This window comes from Pseudomonas sp. MH10, assembly GCF_034353045.1.
GTDB lineage: Bacteria > Pseudomonadota > Gammaproteobacteria > Pseudomonadales > Pseudomonadaceae > Aquipseudomonas.
This window is the reverse complement of record NZ_CP133783.1, coordinates 4,328,091-4,345,584: the sequence shown is the minus strand read 5'-3', so window position 1 is coordinate 4,345,584 and position 17,494 is coordinate 4,328,091. Positions and strand designations below refer to the sequence as shown.

Genomic DNA, 17,494 nt, shown 5'->3' with positions numbered 1-17,494 from the left:
TCAGAAGATCTCCTTGACACTTTTGCCGCGCTTGGCAGCAATAGATTCAGGAGATTGCATAGCTTTCAAACCTTTGAACGTAGCGTGAACCACGTTTACCGGGTTAGTCGAGCCATAGCACTTGGCGAGCACGTTCTGAACACCAGCAACTTCCAACACTGCGCGCATAGCGCCGCCAGCGATGATGCCGGTACCTTCAGAAGCAGGCTGCATGTACACCTTCGAAGCGCCATGGGCAGACTTCATTGCGTACTGCAGAGTAGTGCCGTTCAGGTCTACTTGGATCATGTTACGGCGAGCAGCTTCCATTGCTTTCTGAATCGCAGCAGGCACTTCACGTGACTTGCCGCGACCGAAACCAACACGCCCTTTACCATCACCAACCACGGTCAACGCGGTGAAGGTGAAGATACGGCCGCCTTTTACGGTTTTAGCAACGCGGTTCACTTGAACCAGCTTCTCAATGTAGCCTTCGTCGCGCTTTTGGTCGTTATTTGACATAACTTAGAACTCCAGTCCGCCTTCACGAGCAGCATCAGCCAGCGCTTTCACGCGGCCGTGGTACTTGAAGCCAGAACGGTCGAAAGCCACTTGTGAAACGCCGACGGCTTTCGCACGCTCAGCGACCAGCTGGCCAACCTTAGTGGCCGCGTCGATGTTGCCAGTGGCTCCATCACGCAGGTCTTTGTCCAAAGTCGAGGCGCTCGCCAAGACTTTGCTGCCGTCGGCCGAAATGACCTGGGCATAAATGTGCTGCGAAGAGCGGTACACGCAGAGACGCACGACTTCTAATTCGTGCATTTTCAAGCGTGCTTTGCGAGCGCGACGCAGTCGGGTAACTTTTTTGACGGTCATTTGCTATGCCCTACTTCTTCTTGGCTTCTTTACGGCGGACGACTTCGTCCGCGTAACGCACACCTTTGCCTTTGTATGGCTCAGGACGGCGGAAGTCGCGGATCTCAGCGGCCACTTGACCAACCAACTGCTTGTCGATACCTCGGATGAAGATATCGGTCTGGTTGGGAGTCTCAGCGGTGATGCCGTTCGGCAGGTCGTATTCCACCGGGTGCGAAAAGCCAAGTGCCAGAGACAGCACTTTGTCTTTTGCTTGCGCTTTATAACCAACACCGACCAGCTGGAGCTTACGCTCGAAGCCTTGGCTTACGCCCTGGACCATGTTGTTAACCAGTGCACGAGTGGTGCCGGCCATTGCGCGAGTTTGTTGATCGCCATTGCGAGCAGCGAAACGCAGCTCACCAGCTTCTTCAACAATCTCAACGGACGAATGGATGTTCAGATCTAGAGTGCCCTTGGCACCCTTCACCGAAAGCTGCTGGCCGACGAGTTTAACTTCGACGCCTGCTGGCAACTTTACGGGGTTCTTAGCTACGCGTGACATGCTTATCCCCCCTTAGAACACTGTGCAAAGAACTTCGCCGCCGACACCGGCAGCGCGCGCAGCACGATCCGTCATCACACCTTTATTGGTGGAGACGATAGACACACCGAGACCGCCACGAACTTTAGGCAGATCATCGACGGACTTGTACTGACGCAGGCCTGGACGGCTAACGCGCTTCACTTCTTCGATGACTGGACGGCCTTCGAAGTACTTCAGCTCGATGGATAGCAACGGTTTGATTTCGCTGCTGATCTGATAACCCGCAATGTAACCTTCGTCCTTCAGGACTTTGGCAACAGCAACCTTCAACGTGGAAGATGGCATGCTTACGACGGGCTTTTCAGCCATCTGGGCATTACGGATACGAGTTAGCATGTCCGCTAACGGGTCCTGCATACTCATGGGCTAGACGCTCCTAATACATAAAAATAAGCCTTGCGGCTATAGCTTGTCGCCGAGAAACTCCGGGCAAATGAACACACGGGCTCAGGCGAGCCGATCATTCTAGACACACCCCGGAAATGAATCAAGCCCCAAAAGGGGCCTGATTCAAATTCTTGCTTCACGCGGGTCGATCTTATGCAAGATCGACCGACGCAAAACGAGATTAACGCTTTACCAGCTGGCTTTAACCAGACCCGGAACGTCACCACGCATAGCTGCTTCACGCAGCTTGTTACGGCCGAGGCCGAACTTGCGATAGACACCGTGTGGACGGCCGGTGATGCGGCAGCGGTTACGCATGCGCGAAGCGCTTGCGTCACGTGGCTGCTTCTGCAGAGCTACTTGAGCTTCCCAACGTGCTTCTGGACTTGCGTTCAGATCCACGATGATAACTTTCAACGCTGCACGCGCCTTGGCGTACTTGGCAACCGTGAGCTGACGTTTCAGCTCGCGGTTTTTCATGCTCATCTTGGCCATTGTCCTACTCCAATCAGTTGCGGAACGGGAACTTGAAAGCACGCAGCAATGCGCGACCCTCATCATCCGTCCGAGCAGTGGTGGTCAGGGTAATGTCCAGACCGCGAAGAGCATCGATCTTGTCGTAATCGATTTCCGGGAAAATGATCTGCTCTTTTACGCCCATGCTGTAGTTACCACGACCATCGAAGGACTTGGCATTCAGGCCGCGAAAGTCGCGAACCCGAGGCAGGGAGATCGACAGCAGACGATCCAGGAATTCGTACATACGATCGCGACGCAGAGTGACTTTAACGCCGATCGGCCAGCCTTCACGAACTTTAAAGCCCGCGATGGATTTCCGAGCGTAAGTAACAACGCATTTTTGACCAGTGATCTTTTCCAGGTCTGCAACAGCGTGCTCGATGACTTTTTTGTCACCGACCGCTTCGCCCAGACCCATGTTCAAGGTGATCTTTGTAACGCGCGGAACTTCCATCACGTTCGAAAGCTCAAGTTCTTCCTTGAGCTTCGGAGCGATTTCCTTCCGGTAAATCTCTTTTAGTCGTGCCATGGTCTTCTACCTAGCAGTGTTCAAGCATCAACCGCTTTTTGGGTCGACTTGAAGACACGAATTTTCTTGCCTTCTTCAACTTTGAAACCAACGCGATCTGCCTTGTTGGTTGCGCCGTTGAAAATGGCGACGTTAGAAGCGTGCAATGGCGCTTCTTTTTCGACGATACCGCCTTGTACGCCCGACGCAGGGTTTGGCTTGGTATGGCGCTTTACCAGGTTGATCCCACCAACGACCAAACGGTCGTCAACGAGAACCTTGAGCACCTTACCGCGCTTACCTTTGTCTTTGCCGGCGATCACGATGATCTCGTCGTCACGACGAATCTTTTGCATGTCGGATCTCCTTACAGCACTTCTGGGGCGAGAGAGACGATCTTCATGAACTTTTCAGTCCGAAGTTCGCGCGTCACTGGCCCAAAGATACGGGTGCCGATCGGCTCTTGCTTGTTGTTCAACAGAACAGCAGCGTTGCCATCAAAGCGGATAATGGAGCCGTCTGCGCGACGAACACCATGGCGAGTGCGGACTACAACAGCAGTCATCACTTGGCCTTTTTTCACTTTACCGCGAGGAATTGCTTCCTTAACGGTTACTTTGATGATGTCACCGATGCCAGCATAACGACGATGGGAGCCACCCAGAACCTTGATGCACATAACACGGCGTGCGCCGCTGTTATCAGCTACATCGAGCATGGATTGAGTCTGAATCATATAATTTCTCCGACCCCTAGTCCTTAGACTTCCACAGCGCGTTCGAGAATCTCAACCAGCGCCCAAGACTTAGTCTTGGCAACTGGACGAGTTTCACGAATAGTGACTTTGTCACCGATGTGGCTCTGATTAGTTTCGTCATGCGCGTGCAGCTTCGTCGAACGCTTAACGTATTTACCGTAGATCGGGTGCTTTACGCGACGCTCGATCAGAACGGTGATTGTCTTGTCCATTTTGTCGCTGACAACACGGCCAGTCAGCGTACGGACGGTTTTTTCGGCTTCAGCCATGATCACTTACCTGCCTGCTGGTTAAGCACAGTCTTCACGCGAGCAATGTCACGCTTAACTCGCGAGAGCAGATGAGACTGCCCCAACTGGCCAGTTGCCTTCTGCATACGCAGATTGAACTGGTCACGCAGCAGGCCGAGCAGTTGCTCGTTCAGCTGCTGTGCTGATTTTTCACGAAGTTCATTCGCTTTCATCACATCACCGTCCGTTTAACAAAGGAGGTGGCGAGTGGCAGCTTTGCAGCAGCCAGGGCGAAAGCCTCACGCGCCAGCTCTTCAGAAACACCCTCGATTTCATACAGGACTTTGCCTGGCTGAATCTGGGCAACCCAGTACTCTACGTTGCCCTTACCTTTACCCATTCGAACTTCGAGTGGCTTTTTGGTGACGGGCTTGTCCGGGAATACACGGATCCAGATTTTGCCGCCACGTTTAACGTGACGGGTCAGTGCACGACGCGCTGACTCAATCTGACGGGCGGTAAGACGACCACGAGCAACAGACTTCAGCGCATATTCGCCGAAGCTGACTTTGCTACCGCGCTGTGCCAAGCCACGGTTGTGGCCTGTCATCTGCTTGCGGAACTTCGTACGCTTTGGTTGCAACATTTGGCGTACCCCTTACTTAGCAGCTTTTTTACGAGGCGCTGGTGCTTGTGGTTTCAGCTCTTCTTGGCGACCACCAATTACTTCGCCTTTAAAGATCCAAACCTTTACACCGATCACACCATAAGTGGTGTGAGCTTCGTAGTTGGCATAGTCGATGTCGGCACGCAGGGTGTGCAATGGAACACGACCCTCGCGATACCATTCAGTACGTGCGATTTCAGCACCGCCGAGACGACCGCTCACTTGGATTTTGATGCCTTTGGCACCAATGCGCATGGCGTTCTGAACAGCGCGCTTCATAGCGCGACGGAACATTACACGGCGCTCCAGCTGCTGAGCTACGCTCTGCGCAACCAACATACCGTCCAGTTCCGGCTTGCGGATCTCTTCGATATTGATGTGCACAGGCACACCCATTTGCTTGGTCAGGTCCTGACGCAGTTTCTCAACATCTTCACCTTTCTTCCCGATCACAATGCCAGGACGAGCGGTGTGGATGGTGATACGTGCTGTCTGAGCCGGACGATGGATATCGATACGGCTTACGGACGCGCTTTTTAATTTGTCTTGGAGATACTCGCGCACCTTCAGATCAGCGAACAAATAGTCCGCATAAGTCCGACCGTCTGCGTACCAGACGGAGGTGTGCTCCTTGACGATTCCCAGGCGAATGCCAATGGGATGTACTTTCTGACCCATCTCTTCGACTCCGTTACTTGTCAGCAACCTTGACAGTGATATGGCAAGACCGCTTGACGATGCGATCAGCGCGGCCTTTGGCACGCGGCATGATGCGCTTCAGCGAACGCCCTTCGTTGACGAAAACGGTGGAGACCTTAAGGTCATCAACGTCTGCGCCTTCGTTATGCTCGGCGTTGGCTACAGCCGACTCCAGCACTTTCTTCAGGATCTCGGCGGCTTTCTTACTGCTGAAAGCCAACAGGTTGAGCGCTTCGCCCACCTTCTTCCCGCGGATCTGGTCGGCGACCAAGCGGGCTTTCTGGGCGGAGATTCGAGCGCCCGACAACTTAGCGGCTACTTCCATCGTTCCTTACCCCTTAACGCTTGGCTTTCTTGTCTGCCACGTGCCCACGATATGTGCGGGTACCGGCAAACTCGCCTAGTTTATGGCCGACCATGTCTTCGTTCACGAGAACTGGGACATGTTGACGACCGTTATGCACAGCAATGGTCAAACCGACCATTTGTGGCAGGATCATAGAACGGCGCGACCAGGTCTTAACTGGTTTGCGATCGTTCTTTTCCGCCGCCACTTCGATCTTCTTCAGTAGGTGAAGATCAATAAAAGGACCTTTTTTCAGAGAACGTGGCACTGTCGTATCCCTCTATTTACTTGCGACGACGGACGATCATTTTGTCGGTACGCTTATTACCACGAGTCTTCGCGCCCTTAGTCGGGAAGCCCCACGGCGATACCGGATGACGACCACCAGAGGTACGACCTTCACCACCACCATGTGGGTGGTCAACCGGGTTCATGGCAACACCACGAACGGTTGGGCGAACGCCACGCCAGCGTTTGGCACCAGCTTTACCCAGTGAACGCAGGCTGTGCTCGGAGTTCGAGACTTCGCCAAGCGTTGCACGGCATTCAGCCAATACTTTACGCATTTCACCAGAGCGCAGACGCAGGGTCACGTAGACACCATCACGCGCTACCAACTGAGCCGAAGCACCAGCGGAACGTGCGATTTGCGCGCCTTTACCCGGCTTCAACTCGATGCCGTGTACGGTGCTACCAACTGGAATGTTGCGCAGTTGAAGAGCGTTGCCCGGCTTGATCGGTGCCAAAGCACCTGCGATCAGCTGGTCGCCAGCACTAACGCCTTTAGGGGCGATGATGTAGCGGCGCTCGCCATCTGCGTACAACAGCAGTGCGATGTGAGCAGTACGGTTTGGATCGTATTCAATTCGCTCAACGGTGGCACTGATGCCATCTTTGTCGTTGCGACGGAAATCGACCAGACGATAATGCTGCTTATGACCACCACCGATGTGACGCGTGGTAATACGGCCATTGTTGTTACGACCACCAGTCTTCGATTTCTTCTCGAGCAGCGGTGCGTGAGGAGCGCCTTTATGCAGCTCCTGATTGACCACCTTGACCACGAAACGGCGGCCAGGGGAAGTCGGTTTGCATTTAACGATTGCCATGATGCACCCCTTCCTTACTCAGCACTGCTGCTGAAATCGAGATCTTGGCCCGGTTGAAGGGAGATAACTGCCTTCTTCCAGTCATTACGCTTGCCCAGACCGCGAGCAGTGCGCTTGCTCTTACCCAGAACATTCAGGGTAGTAACACGCTCTACTTTCACGCTGAACAGGCTTTCGACGGCCTTCTTGATTTCCAGCTTGGTTGCGTCAGTTGCAACCTTGAAAACAAACTGGCCTTTCTTGTCAGCCAGAACCGTGGCCTTCTCGGAAACGTGCGGGCCAAGTAGAACTTTAAATACGCGTTCCTGGTTCATCCCAGCAGCTCCTCGAATTTCTTCACGGCCGACACAGTGATCAACACTTTGTCGTATGCGATCAGACTAACTGGGTCGGAACCTTGAACGTCACGTACATCTACGTGCGGCAGGTTGCGAGCAGCCAGGTACAGATTCTGGTCGACAGCATCGGACACGATCAGAACATCAGTCAGACCCATGCCATTCAGCTTGTTCAGCAGATCCTTGGTTTTCGGTGCTTCAACAACGAAGTCCTGAACCACGACCAGACGGTCAGTACGAACCAGCTCAGCAAGGATGGAGCGCAATGCTGCGCGATACATCTTCTTGTTAAGCTTCTGAGAGTGGTCTTGTGGACGAGCTGCGAAAGTAGTACCACCGCCACGCCAGATTGGGCTACGGATAGTACCGGCACGAGCACGGCCAGTACCTTTCTGACGCCAAGGGCGCTTACCGCCACCAGAAACGTCGGAACGGGTCTTCTGTGCCTTGCTACCCTGACGGCCGCCGGCCATGTAGGCCACGACTGCTTGGTGTACCAATGTTTCGTTGAACTCGCCGCCAAATGTCAGTTCGGAAACTTCGATCGCTTGAGCGTCATTTACATTTAATTGCATGTCAGCTTCCCCTTAACCGCGAGCCTTGGCTGCCGGACGTACAACCAGGTTGCCGCCAGTAGCGCCAGGAACAGCACCCTTGACCAACAACAGATTGCGTTCAGCGTCCACGCGCACCACTTCCAAGGACTGCACGGTCACGCGCTCAGCGCCCATATGACCGGACATCTTTTTGCCCTTGAATACACGACCAGGAGTCTGGCACTGGCCGATAGAGCCTGGGACGCGGTGGGATACGGAGTTGCCGTGAGTATTATCTTGGCCACGGAAATTGTGGCGTTTGATCGTACCCTGGAAACCTTTACCCTTGGACTGACCGGTCACATCGACCATCTGCCCAGCGGCGAAGATTTCTGCATTGATTACGTCGCCAGCTTGGTAGTCGCCTTCTTCAAGACGGAACTCCCAAACACCGCGACCAGCAGCAACGTTCGCTTTAGCGAAGTGACCTGCTTGAGCAGCAGTCACGCGCGAAGCACGACGCACACCGACAGTGACTTGCACTGCACGATAGCCATCGGTTTCTTCGGTTTTAAACTGGGTGACGCGATTCGGCTCGATCTCAATGACCGTAACCGGAATGGAGACACCTTCTTCGGTGAAAATACGGGTCATACCGCATTTACGACCGACTACACCAATAGTCATGTTGTAAACCTCATGAGTGTACGGGGCTTTCACCCGCTATGGCCGCCCATTTCAGAGCGTTACACGACTAAGACCGAGTCTTAGCCGAGGCTGATCTGTACTTCCACACCGGCCGCAAGATCAAGCTTCATAAGTGCATCAACGGTTTTATCCGTTGGCTGGACGATGTCCAGAACGCGCTTGTGAGTACGGATCTCATACTGGTCGCGCGCGTCTTTGTTGACGTGCGGAGAAACCAGAACAGTGAACCGCTCTTTACGGGTAGGGAGTGGAATCGGACCACGCACTTGTGCACCAGTACGTTTCGCGGTTTCCACGATTTCCTGGGTAGATTGGTCGATCAGACGATGGTCAAAAGCCTTCAACCTGATACGGATTTGCTGATTTTGCATTGGATTTCAGACTCCCAGCTGCTGTTCCCACCGAGCGCAATACGCCCGTTAAAAGGAGGCGCAATTCTATAGACGCTCCCACAAAGTGTCAACCCAATAAAAAAGCCCCCGCAAGCGGGGGCTTTTTCGACAGATCATCGATTACGCGATGATCTTGGCTACGACGCCAGCGCCGACGGTACGACCGCCTTCACGGATAGCGAAACGCAGGCCATCTTCCATCGCAATGGTCTTGATCAGCGTAACAACCATTTTGATGTTGTCGCCAGGCATAACCATTTCAACGCCTTCTGGCAATTCGCAGTTACCAGTCACGTCAGTTGTACGGAAGTAGAACTGCGGACGGTAGCCTTTGAAGAAAGGAGTATGACGACCGCCTTCTTCTTTGCTCAGAATGTAAACTTCAGCTTCGAACGTAGTGTGCGGCTTAACCGAACCCGGCTTAACCAGAACCTGGCCACGCTCCACGTCGTCACGCTTGGTACCGCGCAACAGAACGCCGCAGTTTTCGCCTGCACGGCCTTCGTCGAGCAGCTTACGGAACATTTCAACGCCAGTGCAGGTGGTGACAACAGTGTCACGCAGACCAACAATTTCCAGCGAATCTTGAATCTTAACGATACCGCGCTCGATACGACCAGTCACAACAGTACCGCGACCAGAGATCGAGAATACGTCTTCGATCGGCATCAGGAACGGCTTGTCGATAACACGGATTGGATCTGGGATGTAAGTATCCAGAGTCTCAACCAGTTTACGAACGGCAGTGGTGCCCATCTCGTTGTCATCTTGACCATTCAATGCCATCAGCGCGGAGCCGATGATGATTGGAGTGTCGTCACCTGGGAAGTCGTAAGTGCTCAGCAGATCGCGCACTTCCATCTCAACCAGCTCCAACAGCTCAGCGTCGTCAACCATGTCAGCCTTGTTCAGGAAGACAACGATGTACGGAACGCCAACCTGACGGGACAGCAGGATGTGCTCACGAGTTTGCGGCATCGGACCATCAGCAGCTGAACAAACCAGAATCGCGCCATCCATCTGCGCAGCACCAGTGATCATGTTCTTCACATAGTCAGCGTGACCTGGGCAGTCAACGTGAGCGTAGTGACGGATCTTTGAGTTGTACTCAACGTGTGCGGTGTTGATGGTGATACCACGAGCTTTTTCTTCCGGAGCGCTGTCGATTTTATCGAAAGCAACAACGGCGCTACCGAAGATCTCGGAGCAAACACGGGTCAGAGCAGCAGTCAACGTGGTTTTGCCATGGTCAACGTGACCGATGGTGCCAACGTTTACGTGCGGTAAATCACGTACAAATTTTTCTTTAGCCACGACAATTAACTCCTAGCCTAAAGGGGCTGAATCAGCCTTGTTTTTTAGTGACAGCTTCGACGATATGCGACGGAGCTACATCGTATTTTTTGAATTCCATAGAGTAGCTTGCGCGACCCTGAGACATGGAGCGAACGTCGGTCGCATAACCGAACATCTCACCCAACGGAACCTCGGCGCGAATCACTTTGCCGGAAACCGTATCTTCCATACCCAAGATCATGCCGCGACGACGATTCAGGTCGCCCATCACGTCACCCATATAGTCTTCAGGCGTCACAACTTCTACTGCCATCACTGGCTCAAGCAGAACGCCACCGCCCTTGGAAGCCAATTGCTTGGTCGCCATGGAAGCAGCCACCCTGAACGCCATCTCATTTGAGTCGACGTCATGGTAAGAACCATCGAACACAGTAGCCTTCAGGCCGATGAGCGGATAGCCGGCAACAACGCCGTTCTTCATCTGCTCTTCGATACCCTTCTGGATAGCCGGGATGAATTCCTTAGGAACCACACCACCTACTACTTCGTTCACAAATTGCAGACCTTCCTGACCTTCGTCAGCCGGTGCAAAACGGATCCAGCAGTGGCCGAACTGACCACGACCGCCAGACTGGCGCACGAACTTGCCTTCGATCTCACAGGCCTTCGTGATTTTCTCACGATAGGAAACCTGAGGCTTACCAATGTTGGCTTCGACGTTGAACTCACGGCGCATCCGGTCTACCAGGATGTCCAGGTGCAACTCGCCCATGCCAGAGATGATCGTTTGACCAGTCTCTTCATCAGTTTTGACGCGGAAAGATGGATCTTCCTGAGCAAGCTTGCCCAGAGCGATACCCATTTTTTCCTGGTCATCCTTGGTCTTCGGCTCAACGGCGACCGAAATAACCGGCTCCGGGAAGTCCATACGAACAAGAATGATCGGCTTGTCAGCCGAACAAAGGGTGTCACCCGTGGTGACGTCCTTCATACCAATCAAGGCCGCGATGTCACCAGCGCGCACTTCCTTGATTTCTTCACGGGTGTTCGCATGCATTTGCACCATACGACCAACACGCTCTTTCTTGCCCTTGACCGAGTTGATCACGCCGTCGCCGGAGCTCAACACGCCCGAGTAAACGCGCACGAAAGTCAGAGTACCCACGAATGGGTCAGTAGCAATTTTGAAAGCCAGAGCCGAGAACGGTTCGGCATCGTCTGCATGACGCTCCATCGCGACTTCTTCATCATCAGGATCGGAACCCTTGATGGCTGGAATGTCGGCTGGAGCCGGCAGGAAGTCGATGACAGCATCAAGAACCAAAGGAACACCTTTGTTCTTGAAAGAAGAGCCACAGACAGCAAGGACGATCTCACCAGCGATAGTACGCTGACGCAGAGCAGCCTTGATTTCGTCGATGGTCAGCTGTTCCTCATTGAGGTACTTGTCCATCAGCTCTTCAGAAGCTTCGGCAGCAGCCTGGACCATGTTGTCGCGCCATTCAGCAGCGAGCTCAAGCATGTCCGCAGGAATTGCTTCGCGACGAGGAGCGGCACCTTTGTCAGCATCATCCCAGTAAACCGCTTCCATGTTGATCAGATCAACCTGACCCTGGAAGTTGTCTTCTGCACCGATAGCCAACTGGATCGGCACCGGAGTGTGACCCAGACGCTTTTTGATCTGCTCAACCACACGCAGGAAGTTCGCACCAGCACGGTCCATCTTGTTTACATAAACAAGACGTGGAACGCCGTACTTGTTGGCTTGACGCCATACGGTTTCCGACTGAGGCTCAACACCTGAGGTGCCACAGAACACAACTACCGCGCCATCGAGTACGCGAAGCGAACGCTCAACTTCAATTGTGAAGTCAACGTGGCCCGGGGTATCGATGATGTTAAAACGATACTTGTCGAACTGCTTGGCAGAGCCGGCCCAGAAGGCCGTGGTCGCAGCGGAGGTGATAGTAATACCACGCTCCTGCTCCTGCACCATCCAGTCCATGGTCGCGGCGCCGTCATGCACCTCGCCCATTTTATGGTTTACGCCGGTGTAAAAAAGGACGCGCTCAGTGGTGGTGGTTTTACCAGCATCCACGTGAGCAACGATACCAATGTTACGGTAGCGGTTAATCGGAGTAGTACGAGCCATAAAGCCCTCGCAAAATTAGTGACGCTAAAATTAGAAGCGGTAGTGCGAGAAAGCCTTGTTGGCTTCAGCCATACGGTGCACGTCTTCACGCTTCTTAACTGCAGCACCTTTACCTTCAGCAGCGTCCATCAATTCACCAGCCAAACGCAGAGCCATAGACTTTTCGCCACGCTTACGCGCGAAGTCTACAAGCCAGCGCATTGCCAGAGCATTACGACGGGACGGGCGAACTTCAACAGGAACCTGGTAAGTAGCACCGCCTACACGGCGCGACTTCACTTCGACCAGCGGAGCGATGGCGTCGAGAGCTTTCTCGAAGATTTCCAGGGGATCGCTGTTCTTGCGCTCTTTAACTTTTTCCAGCGCGCCATAAACGATACGCTCGGCAACGGCTTTCTTGCCGCTTTCCATAACGTGGTTCATGAACTTAGCCAAAATCTGGCTGCCGTATTTTGGATCGTCAAGCACATCGCGCTTGGCTGCTACGCGTCTTCTTGGCATGGATAAGCCCTCAAACGGTCTTCAGGTTAGCTCGGGACCACTGCACTCTTGCGAGGCGCGCCCGACCTTACTCTTATCGACTCAGAAAAATAGAAATCTGCAATTTACTACGAAGCGTCAAATTACTTCTTCGGACGCTTGGTACCGTATTTCGAGCGACCTTGGTTACGACCTTTAACACCGGAAGTATCCAGGGAGCCACGAACGGTGTGGTAACGAACACCTGGCAAGTCTTTTACGCGACCGCCACGGATCAATACAACACTGTGCTCTTGCAGGTTGTGACCTTCGCCACCGATGTACGAGGAAACCTCGAAACCGTTGGTCAGGCGCACACGACATACTTTACGCAATGCCGAGTTAGGTTTTTTCGGCGTAGTGGTATACACGCGAGTGCATACACCACGACGTTGCGGGCAGTTCTGCAGCGCAGGTACGTCGGATTTCTCGACGATACGCTTACGCGGCTGACGTACCAGCTGGTTGATCGTTGCCATCTTAAGCTCCACTGTTGTCTTTCGACGCTATTGCTTTACGAAAAAGCAAGATGGCAGGACATCAGTCCCGCCAAATTTAGGGGTACAAGAGTCTAAAGAGGATCCTGTCCCCAGTCAAGGCAAAGCCCCAACATCTCCGACCATAAAGACAGCAGAATTATCTCTACCGCTTCAGGCCGAAAATGCCAGGGCTCTACTCTCAATTACCGCTGGAGTTCAACGCTTCGGTCAGTGCTGCTTCCACTTCACTCGCGCTAACACGCGTCGGCTTGTCTGCTTCACGACGACGCTTACGCTCGCTGTGGTAAGCCAGACCAGTACCGGCCGGAATCAAACGACCCACGACCACGTTCTCTTTCAGGCCGCGCAAGTAATCGCGCTTGCCAGTCACGGCCGCTTCGGTCAACACGCGGGTTGTCTCCTGGAAGGAGGCCGCAGAGATGAACGACTCGGTGGACAGCGATGCCTTAGTAATACCCAGCAATACACGGGTGAACTTGGAAACGAATTTCTCGTCCGCGCTCAGACGCTCATTCTCTACCAGAACGTGCGTCAACTCCATCTGATCACCTTTGATGAACGTGGAATCGCCAGACTCAGCGATCTCAACTTTACGCAACATCTGACGAAGAATCGTCTCGATGTGCTTATCGTTGATTTTCACGCCTTGCAGACGATATACGTCCTGGATCTCGTTAACGATGTACTTGGCCAGCGCACTCACACCCAACAACCGCAGGATATCGTGCGGGTCGCTTGGACCATCGGAGATAACTTCACCGCGGTTCACTTGCTCGCCTTCGAAGACGTTCAGGTGACGCCACTTAGGAATCAGCTCTTCGTACGGATCGCTACCGTCATTCGGGGTAATAACCAAACGGCGCTTGCCTTTAGTTTCCTTACCGAATGCAATGGTGCCGCTGACTTCTGCCAAGATCGAGGCTTCTTTCGGGCGACGCGCTTCGAACAAGTCAGCTACGCGTGGCAGACCACCCGTAATGTCGCGAGTTTTCGACGTTTCTTGCGGTATACGAGCGATAACATCACCGATCGCAACCTGCACACCATCCGCCACACCGACCAAGGCGTTGGCTGGCAGGAAGTACTGAGCCGGTACGTCTGTACCAGGTAGCAGCAGGTCCTTGCCATCCACACCCACCATCTTAACGGCAGGACGGATATCTTTACCGGCTGCAGGACGGTCTTTGGCGTCGAGAACTTCGATGTTGGTCATACCGGTCAATTCGTCGGTCTGACGCTTGATCGTGATGCCTTCTTCCATGCCCACGTAGGTCACGGTACCTTTCATCTCGGTGACAATTGGGTGAGTGTGCGGATCCCACTTGGCCACGATGGCGCCAGCGTCGACCTTATCACCCTCTTTAACCGATATCACGGCACCGTAAGGCAGCTTGTAACGCTCGCGCTCACGACCGTAGTCATCAGCAATCGCAAGCTCACCCGAACGAGATACCGCAACCAGGCAACCATCTACCCGCTCAACGTGCTTCAGGTTATGCAGACGGACAGTACCGCCATTCTTAACCTGAACGCTGTCAGCAGCGGAGGTCCGGCTTGCCGCACCACCGATGTGGAACGTACGCATGGTCAGCTGCGTACCTGGCTCACCGATGGACTGAGCGGCAATAACGCCGACTGCTTCACCAATGTTGACCTGGTGTCCGCGAGCCAAATCACGGCCGTAGCATTTGGCGCAGATACCGAAACGGGTTTCGCAGCTGATCGGCGAACGCACGATCACTTCATCGATGCTATTCAGCTCGATGAACTCAACCCATTTCTCGTCAACCAAGGTGCCAGCAGGAACGATGATGTCATCGGTACCCGGCTTGAATACGTCGCGGGCGATTACTCGACCCAATACGCGTTCGCCCAATGGCTCAACAACGTCACCGCCTTCAATGTGAGGCGTCATCAGCAGGCCATGCTCGGTACCGCAATCAACCTCGGTAACGACCAGATCCTGCGCGACGTCTACCAAACGACGAGTCAGATAACCGGAGTTCGCGGTTTTCAACGCGGTATCCGCCAAACCCTTACGAGCACCGTGAGTGGAGATGAAGTACTGAAGTACGCTCAAACCTTCACGGAAGTTCGCGGTGATCGGCGTTTCAATGATCGAGCCGTCTGGCTTGGCCATCAAACCACGCATACCTGCAAGCTGACGAATCTGTGCAGCCGAACCCCGGGCGCCGGAGTCAGCCATCATGTACATCGAGTTGAACGACTCTTGGTCGACCTCGACGCCGTGACGGTCGATAACGCGCTCTTTCGAGAGGTTCGACATCATCGCCTTCGACACTTCGTCGTTAGCTTTGGACCAAAGGTCGATTACCTTGTTGTACTTCTCGCCCTGGGTTACCAGGCCTGATGCGTACTGGGCTTCGATTTCTTTAACTTCGTCGGTAGCAGCTTCGATGATGCGAGCTTTTTCATCAGGGATAACGAAGTCGTTAACGCCGATGGAGACACCCGAAATGGTCGAATAAGCAAAACCGGTGTACATCAATTGGTCAGCGAAAATTACGGTTTCTTTCAAACCAACCACGCGATAGCACTGGTTGATCAGTTTAGAGATCGCTTTTTTCTTCATCGGCTGGTTGACCACGTCATACGACAGGCCGGCCGGGACCACTTGGAACAACAGCGCGCGGCCGACAGTGGTGTCGACGATACGGGTGTTCTTGACGCTTCCGCCGTCACGATCGTTAACCGTTTCGTGGATGCGGACTTTGACTTTGGCATGCAGCGCGGCTTCGCCGGCGCGGAATACACGGTCAACTTCCTGCAGATCCGCGAACACTCGACCCTCGCCCTTGGCGTTGATCGCTTCACGAGTCATGTAGTACAGACCCAATACAACGTCCTGCGACGGGACGATGATTGGCTCACCGTTGGCTGGCGACAGAATGTTGTTGGTCGACATCATCAGCGCACGCGCTTCGAGCTGAGCTTCCAGCGTCAACGGTACGTGGACGGCCATCTGGTCGCCGTCGAAGTCGGCGTTGTACGCAGCGCAGACCAACGGGTGAAGCTGGATAGCTTTACCCTCGATCAGAACCGGTTCAAACGCTTGGATACCCAGACGGTGAAGAGTTGGTGCACGGTTGAGCAACACTGGGTGTTCGCGGATGACTTCAGCGAGAACGTCCCAAACTTCTGGCAATTCACGCTCAACCATTTTCTTGGCGGCTTTAATGGTGGTAGCGAGACCACGCATTTCCAACTTGCCAAAAATGAACGGTTTAAACAGCTCGAGAGCCATTTTCTTAGGCAGACCGCACTGGTGCAGACGCAGGGTCGGGCCTACGGTAATTACCGAACGACCCGAGTAGTCAACACGCTTGCCGAGCAAGTTCTGACGGAAACGACCCTGCTTACCCTTGATCATGTCAGCCAAGGATTTCAGAGGACGCTTGTTGGAACCGGTAATCGCGCGACCGCGACGACCGTTGTCGAGCAGTGCATCGACCGCTTCCTGCAACATACGCTTTTCGTTGCGCACGATGATGTCCGGAGCGGACAGATCAAGCAGACGCTTCAAGCGGTTGTTACGGTTGATTACTCGACGATACAGATCGTTAAGGTCAGATGTAGCGAAACGACCGCCATCAAGCGGAACCAAAGGACGCAGATCTGGCGGCAGAACCGGCAGAACGGTCAGAACCATCCACTCAGGAAGGTTGCCGGAACCTTGGAAGGCTTCCATCAACTTCAGGCGCTTGGACAGCTTTTTGATTTTGGTCTCGGAGTTGGTTTGCGGAATTTCTTCGCGCAGACGGCCAATCTCGTGCTCCAGATCGATAGCGTGCAGCAGTTCGCGGACAGCTTCAGCACCCATACGGGCATCGAAGTCATCGCCGAACTCTTCGAGCGCTTCAAAATACTGCTCGTCGTTGAGCAACTGCCCTTTTTCAAGGGTGGTCATGCCTGGATCGATAACGACATAGCTCTCGAAATAGAGAACGCGTTCGATATCACGCAGGGTCATGTCCATCAGCAAGCCGATACGGGACGGCAGCGATTTCAAGAACCAGATGTGTGCAACTGGCGAGGCCAGTTCGATGTGAGCCATACGCTCGCGACGAACTTTTGCCAGTGCGACTTCAACGCCGCACTTCTCGCAGATTACACCGCGGTGCTTCAAGCGCTTGTACTTACCGCACAAGCACTCGTAATCCTTGACCGGGCCAAAGATCTTGGCGCAGAACAGGCCGTCACGCTCAGGCTTGAACGTACGGTAGTTGATGGTTTCCGGCTTTTTAACTTCACCGAACGACCACGAACGGATCATCTCAGGCGATGCCAATCCGATACGGATGGCGTCGAACTCTTCGACTTGACCCTGGTTTTTCAGCAAATTCAATAGGTCTTTCAAGGCCTTTCCTCC

At 53.8% G+C, this 17,494-nt stretch carries 24 protein-coding genes; all 24 read right to left on the bottom strand.

The features are described 5' to 3' along the window. Positions 1-501 (bottom strand): 30S ribosomal protein S5, encoded by a 501-nt coding sequence (gene rpsE, locus RHM59_RS19455; protein ID WP_003186035.1) that lies wholly within the window; start codon positions 499-501, stop codon positions 1-3. 3 nt (positions 502-504) lie between these two features. Then, positions 505-855, bottom strand: coding sequence for a 50S ribosomal protein L18 (gene rplR, locus RHM59_RS19450; protein WP_322166325.1), 351 nt, complete (start codon positions 853-855; stop codon positions 505-507). Positions 856-865: 10 nt separating this feature from the next. Next, entirely contained in the window at positions 866-1,399 is a 534-nt protein-coding gene (rplF, locus tag RHM59_RS19445; RefSeq protein ID WP_322166326.1) for a 50S ribosomal protein L6, read from the bottom strand. Positions 1,400-1,411: 12 nt separating this feature from the next. After that, entirely contained in the window at positions 1,412-1,804 is a 393-nt protein-coding gene (gene rpsH / locus RHM59_RS19440; RefSeq protein WP_065833640.1) for a 30S ribosomal protein S8, read from the bottom strand. 213 nt (positions 1,805-2,017) lie between these two features. Next, positions 2,018-2,323 (bottom strand): 30S ribosomal protein S14, encoded by a 306-nt coding sequence (gene rpsN, locus RHM59_RS19435; RefSeq protein ID WP_322166327.1) that lies wholly within the window; start codon positions 2,321-2,323, stop codon positions 2,018-2,020. A gap of 13 nt (positions 2,324-2,336) precedes the next feature. Next, positions 2,337-2,876: a 50S ribosomal protein L5 gene (rplE, locus tag RHM59_RS19430; RefSeq protein WP_322166329.1), complete on the bottom strand. Its 540-nt coding sequence runs from the start codon at positions 2,874-2,876 to the stop codon at positions 2,337-2,339. A 20-nt stretch (positions 2,877-2,896) separates the two neighbouring features. Then, positions 2,897-3,211, bottom strand: coding sequence for a 50S ribosomal protein L24 (gene rplX / locus RHM59_RS19425; protein ID WP_322166330.1), 315 nt, complete (start codon positions 3,209-3,211; stop codon positions 2,897-2,899). An 11-nt stretch (positions 3,212-3,222) separates the two neighbouring features. Further along, entirely contained in the window at positions 3,223-3,591 is a 369-nt protein-coding gene (gene rplN, locus RHM59_RS19420) for a 50S ribosomal protein L14 (protein ID WP_002555479.1), read from the bottom strand. Positions 3,592-3,614: 23 nt separating this feature from the next. Continuing rightward, complete coding sequence (rpsQ, locus tag RHM59_RS19415) at positions 3,615-3,881, bottom strand: 30S ribosomal protein S17 (protein ID WP_322166331.1); 267 nt, start codon at positions 3,879-3,881, stop codon at positions 3,615-3,617. Between the two features lie 2 nt (positions 3,882-3,883). Continuing rightward, positions 3,884-4,075: a 50S ribosomal protein L29 gene (rpmC, locus tag RHM59_RS19410; protein ID WP_322166333.1), complete on the bottom strand. Its 192-nt coding sequence runs from the start codon at positions 4,073-4,075 to the stop codon at positions 3,884-3,886. Next, positions 4,075-4,488, bottom strand: a complete 414-nt coding sequence (rplP, locus tag RHM59_RS19405) for a 50S ribosomal protein L16 (protein WP_282379294.1) — start codon at positions 4,486-4,488, stop codon at positions 4,075-4,077. Before rplP ends, rpmC begins: the two co-directional genes overlap by 1 nt. A gap of 12 nt (positions 4,489-4,500) precedes the next feature. After that, on the bottom strand, positions 4,501-5,187 hold the full coding sequence (gene rpsC, locus RHM59_RS19400; protein WP_003176422.1) for a 30S ribosomal protein S3: 687 nt from the start codon (positions 5,185-5,187) through the stop codon (positions 4,501-4,503). 13 nt (positions 5,188-5,200) lie between these two features. Further along, a complete protein-coding gene (rplV, locus tag RHM59_RS19395) occupies positions 5,201-5,533 on the bottom strand; it encodes a 50S ribosomal protein L22 (RefSeq protein WP_002555485.1) in 333 nt (110 codons plus the stop codon). Between the two features lie 13 nt (positions 5,534-5,546). Further along, a complete protein-coding gene (gene rpsS / locus RHM59_RS19390) occupies positions 5,547-5,822 on the bottom strand; it encodes a 30S ribosomal protein S19 (protein ID WP_002555486.1) in 276 nt (91 codons plus the stop codon). 16 nt (positions 5,823-5,838) lie between these two features. Next, positions 5,839-6,663, bottom strand: coding sequence for a 50S ribosomal protein L2 (gene rplB / locus RHM59_RS19385; RefSeq protein ID WP_322166334.1), 825 nt, complete (start codon positions 6,661-6,663; stop codon positions 5,839-5,841). Positions 6,664-6,677: 14 nt separating this feature from the next. Then, the gene (rplW, locus tag RHM59_RS19380) at positions 6,678-6,977 is read right to left on the bottom strand and encodes a 50S ribosomal protein L23 (protein WP_002555488.1); all 300 of its coding nucleotides are present in this window, start codon (positions 6,975-6,977) and stop codon (positions 6,678-6,680) included. Next, positions 6,974-7,576, bottom strand: coding sequence for a 50S ribosomal protein L4 (gene rplD / locus RHM59_RS19375; RefSeq protein ID WP_219062785.1), 603 nt, complete (start codon positions 7,574-7,576; stop codon positions 6,974-6,976). The genes rplW and rplD overlap by 4 nt, the downstream gene beginning before the upstream one ends. A gap of 12 nt (positions 7,577-7,588) precedes the next feature. Then, a complete protein-coding gene (gene rplC, locus RHM59_RS19370; protein ID WP_219062787.1) occupies positions 7,589-8,224 on the bottom strand; it encodes a 50S ribosomal protein L3 in 636 nt (211 codons plus the stop codon). Between the two features lie 80 nt (positions 8,225-8,304). Continuing rightward, positions 8,305-8,616 carry a 30S ribosomal protein S10 gene (gene rpsJ / locus RHM59_RS19365; RefSeq protein ID WP_003186070.1) on the bottom strand — a complete coding sequence of 104 codons (312 nt, stop codon included), beginning with the start codon at positions 8,614-8,616 and terminating at the stop codon, positions 8,305-8,307. 141 nt (positions 8,617-8,757) lie between these two features. Further along, positions 8,758-9,951, bottom strand: a complete 1,194-nt coding sequence (gene tuf, locus RHM59_RS19360) for an elongation factor Tu (RefSeq protein ID WP_322166335.1) — start codon at positions 9,949-9,951, stop codon at positions 8,758-8,760. 31 nt (positions 9,952-9,982) lie between these two features. Continuing rightward, positions 9,983-12,085 carry an elongation factor G gene (gene fusA, locus RHM59_RS19355; RefSeq protein WP_322166336.1) on the bottom strand — a complete coding sequence of 701 codons (2,103 nt, stop codon included), beginning with the start codon at positions 12,083-12,085 and terminating at the stop codon, positions 9,983-9,985. A gap of 30 nt (positions 12,086-12,115) precedes the next feature. Continuing rightward, the gene (gene rpsG / locus RHM59_RS19350; protein ID WP_003400433.1) at positions 12,116-12,586 is read right to left on the bottom strand and encodes a 30S ribosomal protein S7; all 471 of its coding nucleotides are present in this window, start codon (positions 12,584-12,586) and stop codon (positions 12,116-12,118) included. A gap of 122 nt (positions 12,587-12,708) precedes the next feature. Next, positions 12,709-13,083, bottom strand: a complete 375-nt coding sequence (gene rpsL, locus RHM59_RS19345) for a 30S ribosomal protein S12 (protein ID WP_213879453.1) — start codon at positions 13,081-13,083, stop codon at positions 12,709-12,711. Between the two features lie 199 nt (positions 13,084-13,282). Continuing rightward, on the bottom strand, positions 13,283-17,482 hold the full coding sequence (rpoC, locus tag RHM59_RS19340; protein WP_322166337.1) for a DNA-directed RNA polymerase subunit beta': 4,200 nt from the start codon (positions 17,480-17,482) through the stop codon (positions 13,283-13,285). Positions 17,483-17,494: the final 12 nt, after the last annotated feature.

Coding starts and splice junctions, on each gene's coding strand:
- rpsL (WP_213879453.1), bottom strand. CDS start 13,083: ATGGCAACGATCAACCAGCTGGTACGTCAGCCGCGTAAGCGTATCGTC.
- rplF (WP_322166326.1), bottom strand. CDS start 1,399: ATGTCACGCGTAGCTAAGAACCCCGTAAAGTTGCCAGCAGGCGTCGAA.
- rplW (WP_002555488.1), bottom strand. CDS start 6,977: ATGAACCAGGAACGCGTATTTAAAGTTCTACTTGGCCCGCACGTTTCC.
- rpsQ (WP_322166331.1), bottom strand. CDS start 3,881: ATGGCTGAAGCCGAAAAAACCGTCCGTACGCTGACTGGCCGTGTTGTC.
- rpsE (WP_003186035.1), bottom strand. CDS start 501: ATGTCAAATAACGACCAAAAGCGCGACGAAGGCTACATTGAGAAGCTG.
- rplP (WP_282379294.1), bottom strand. CDS start 4,488: ATGTTGCAACCAAAGCGTACGAAGTTCCGCAAGCAGATGACAGGCCAC.
- rplC (WP_219062787.1), bottom strand. CDS start 8,224: ATGACTATTGGTGTAGTCGGTCGTAAATGCGGTATGACCCGTATTTTC.
- rplD (WP_219062785.1), bottom strand. CDS start 7,576: ATGCAATTAAATGTAAATGACGCTCAAGCGATCGAAGTTTCCGAACTG.
- rpsJ (WP_003186070.1), bottom strand. CDS start 8,616: ATGCAAAATCAGCAAATCCGTATCAGGTTGAAGGCTTTTGACCATCGT.
- rpmC (WP_322166333.1), bottom strand. CDS start 4,075: ATGAAAGCGAATGAACTTCGTGAAAAATCAGCACAGCAGCTGAACGAG.
- rplR (WP_322166325.1), bottom strand. CDS start 855: ATGACCGTCAAAAAAGTTACCCGACTGCGTCGCGCTCGCAAAGCACGC.
- rplX (WP_322166330.1), bottom strand. CDS start 3,211: ATGCAAAAGATTCGTCGTGACGACGAGATCATCGTGATCGCCGGCAAA.
- rpsH (WP_065833640.1), bottom strand. CDS start 1,804: ATGAGTATGCAGGACCCGTTAGCGGACATGCTAACTCGTATCCGTAAT.
- fusA (WP_322166336.1), bottom strand. CDS start 12,085: ATGGCTCGTACTACTCCGATTAACCGCTACCGTAACATTGGTATCGTT.
- rplB (WP_322166334.1), bottom strand. CDS start 6,663: ATGGCAATCGTTAAATGCAAACCGACTTCCCCTGGCCGCCGTTTCGTG.
- rpsG (WP_003400433.1), bottom strand. CDS start 12,586: ATGCCAAGAAGACGCGTAGCAGCCAAGCGCGATGTGCTTGACGATCCA.
- rpsN (WP_322166327.1), bottom strand. CDS start 2,323: ATGGCCAAGATGAGCATGAAAAACCGCGAGCTGAAACGTCAGCTCACG.
- rplN (WP_002555479.1), bottom strand. CDS start 3,591: ATGATTCAGACTCAATCCATGCTCGATGTAGCTGATAACAGCGGCGCA.
- rpsC (WP_003176422.1), bottom strand. CDS start 5,187: ATGGGTCAGAAAGTACATCCCATTGGCATTCGCCTGGGAATCGTCAAG.
- rplV (WP_002555485.1), bottom strand. CDS start 5,533: ATGGAAGTAGCCGCTAAGTTGTCGGGCGCTCGAATCTCCGCCCAGAAA.
- rplE (WP_322166329.1), bottom strand. CDS start 2,876: ATGGCACGACTAAAAGAGATTTACCGGAAGGAAATCGCTCCGAAGCTC.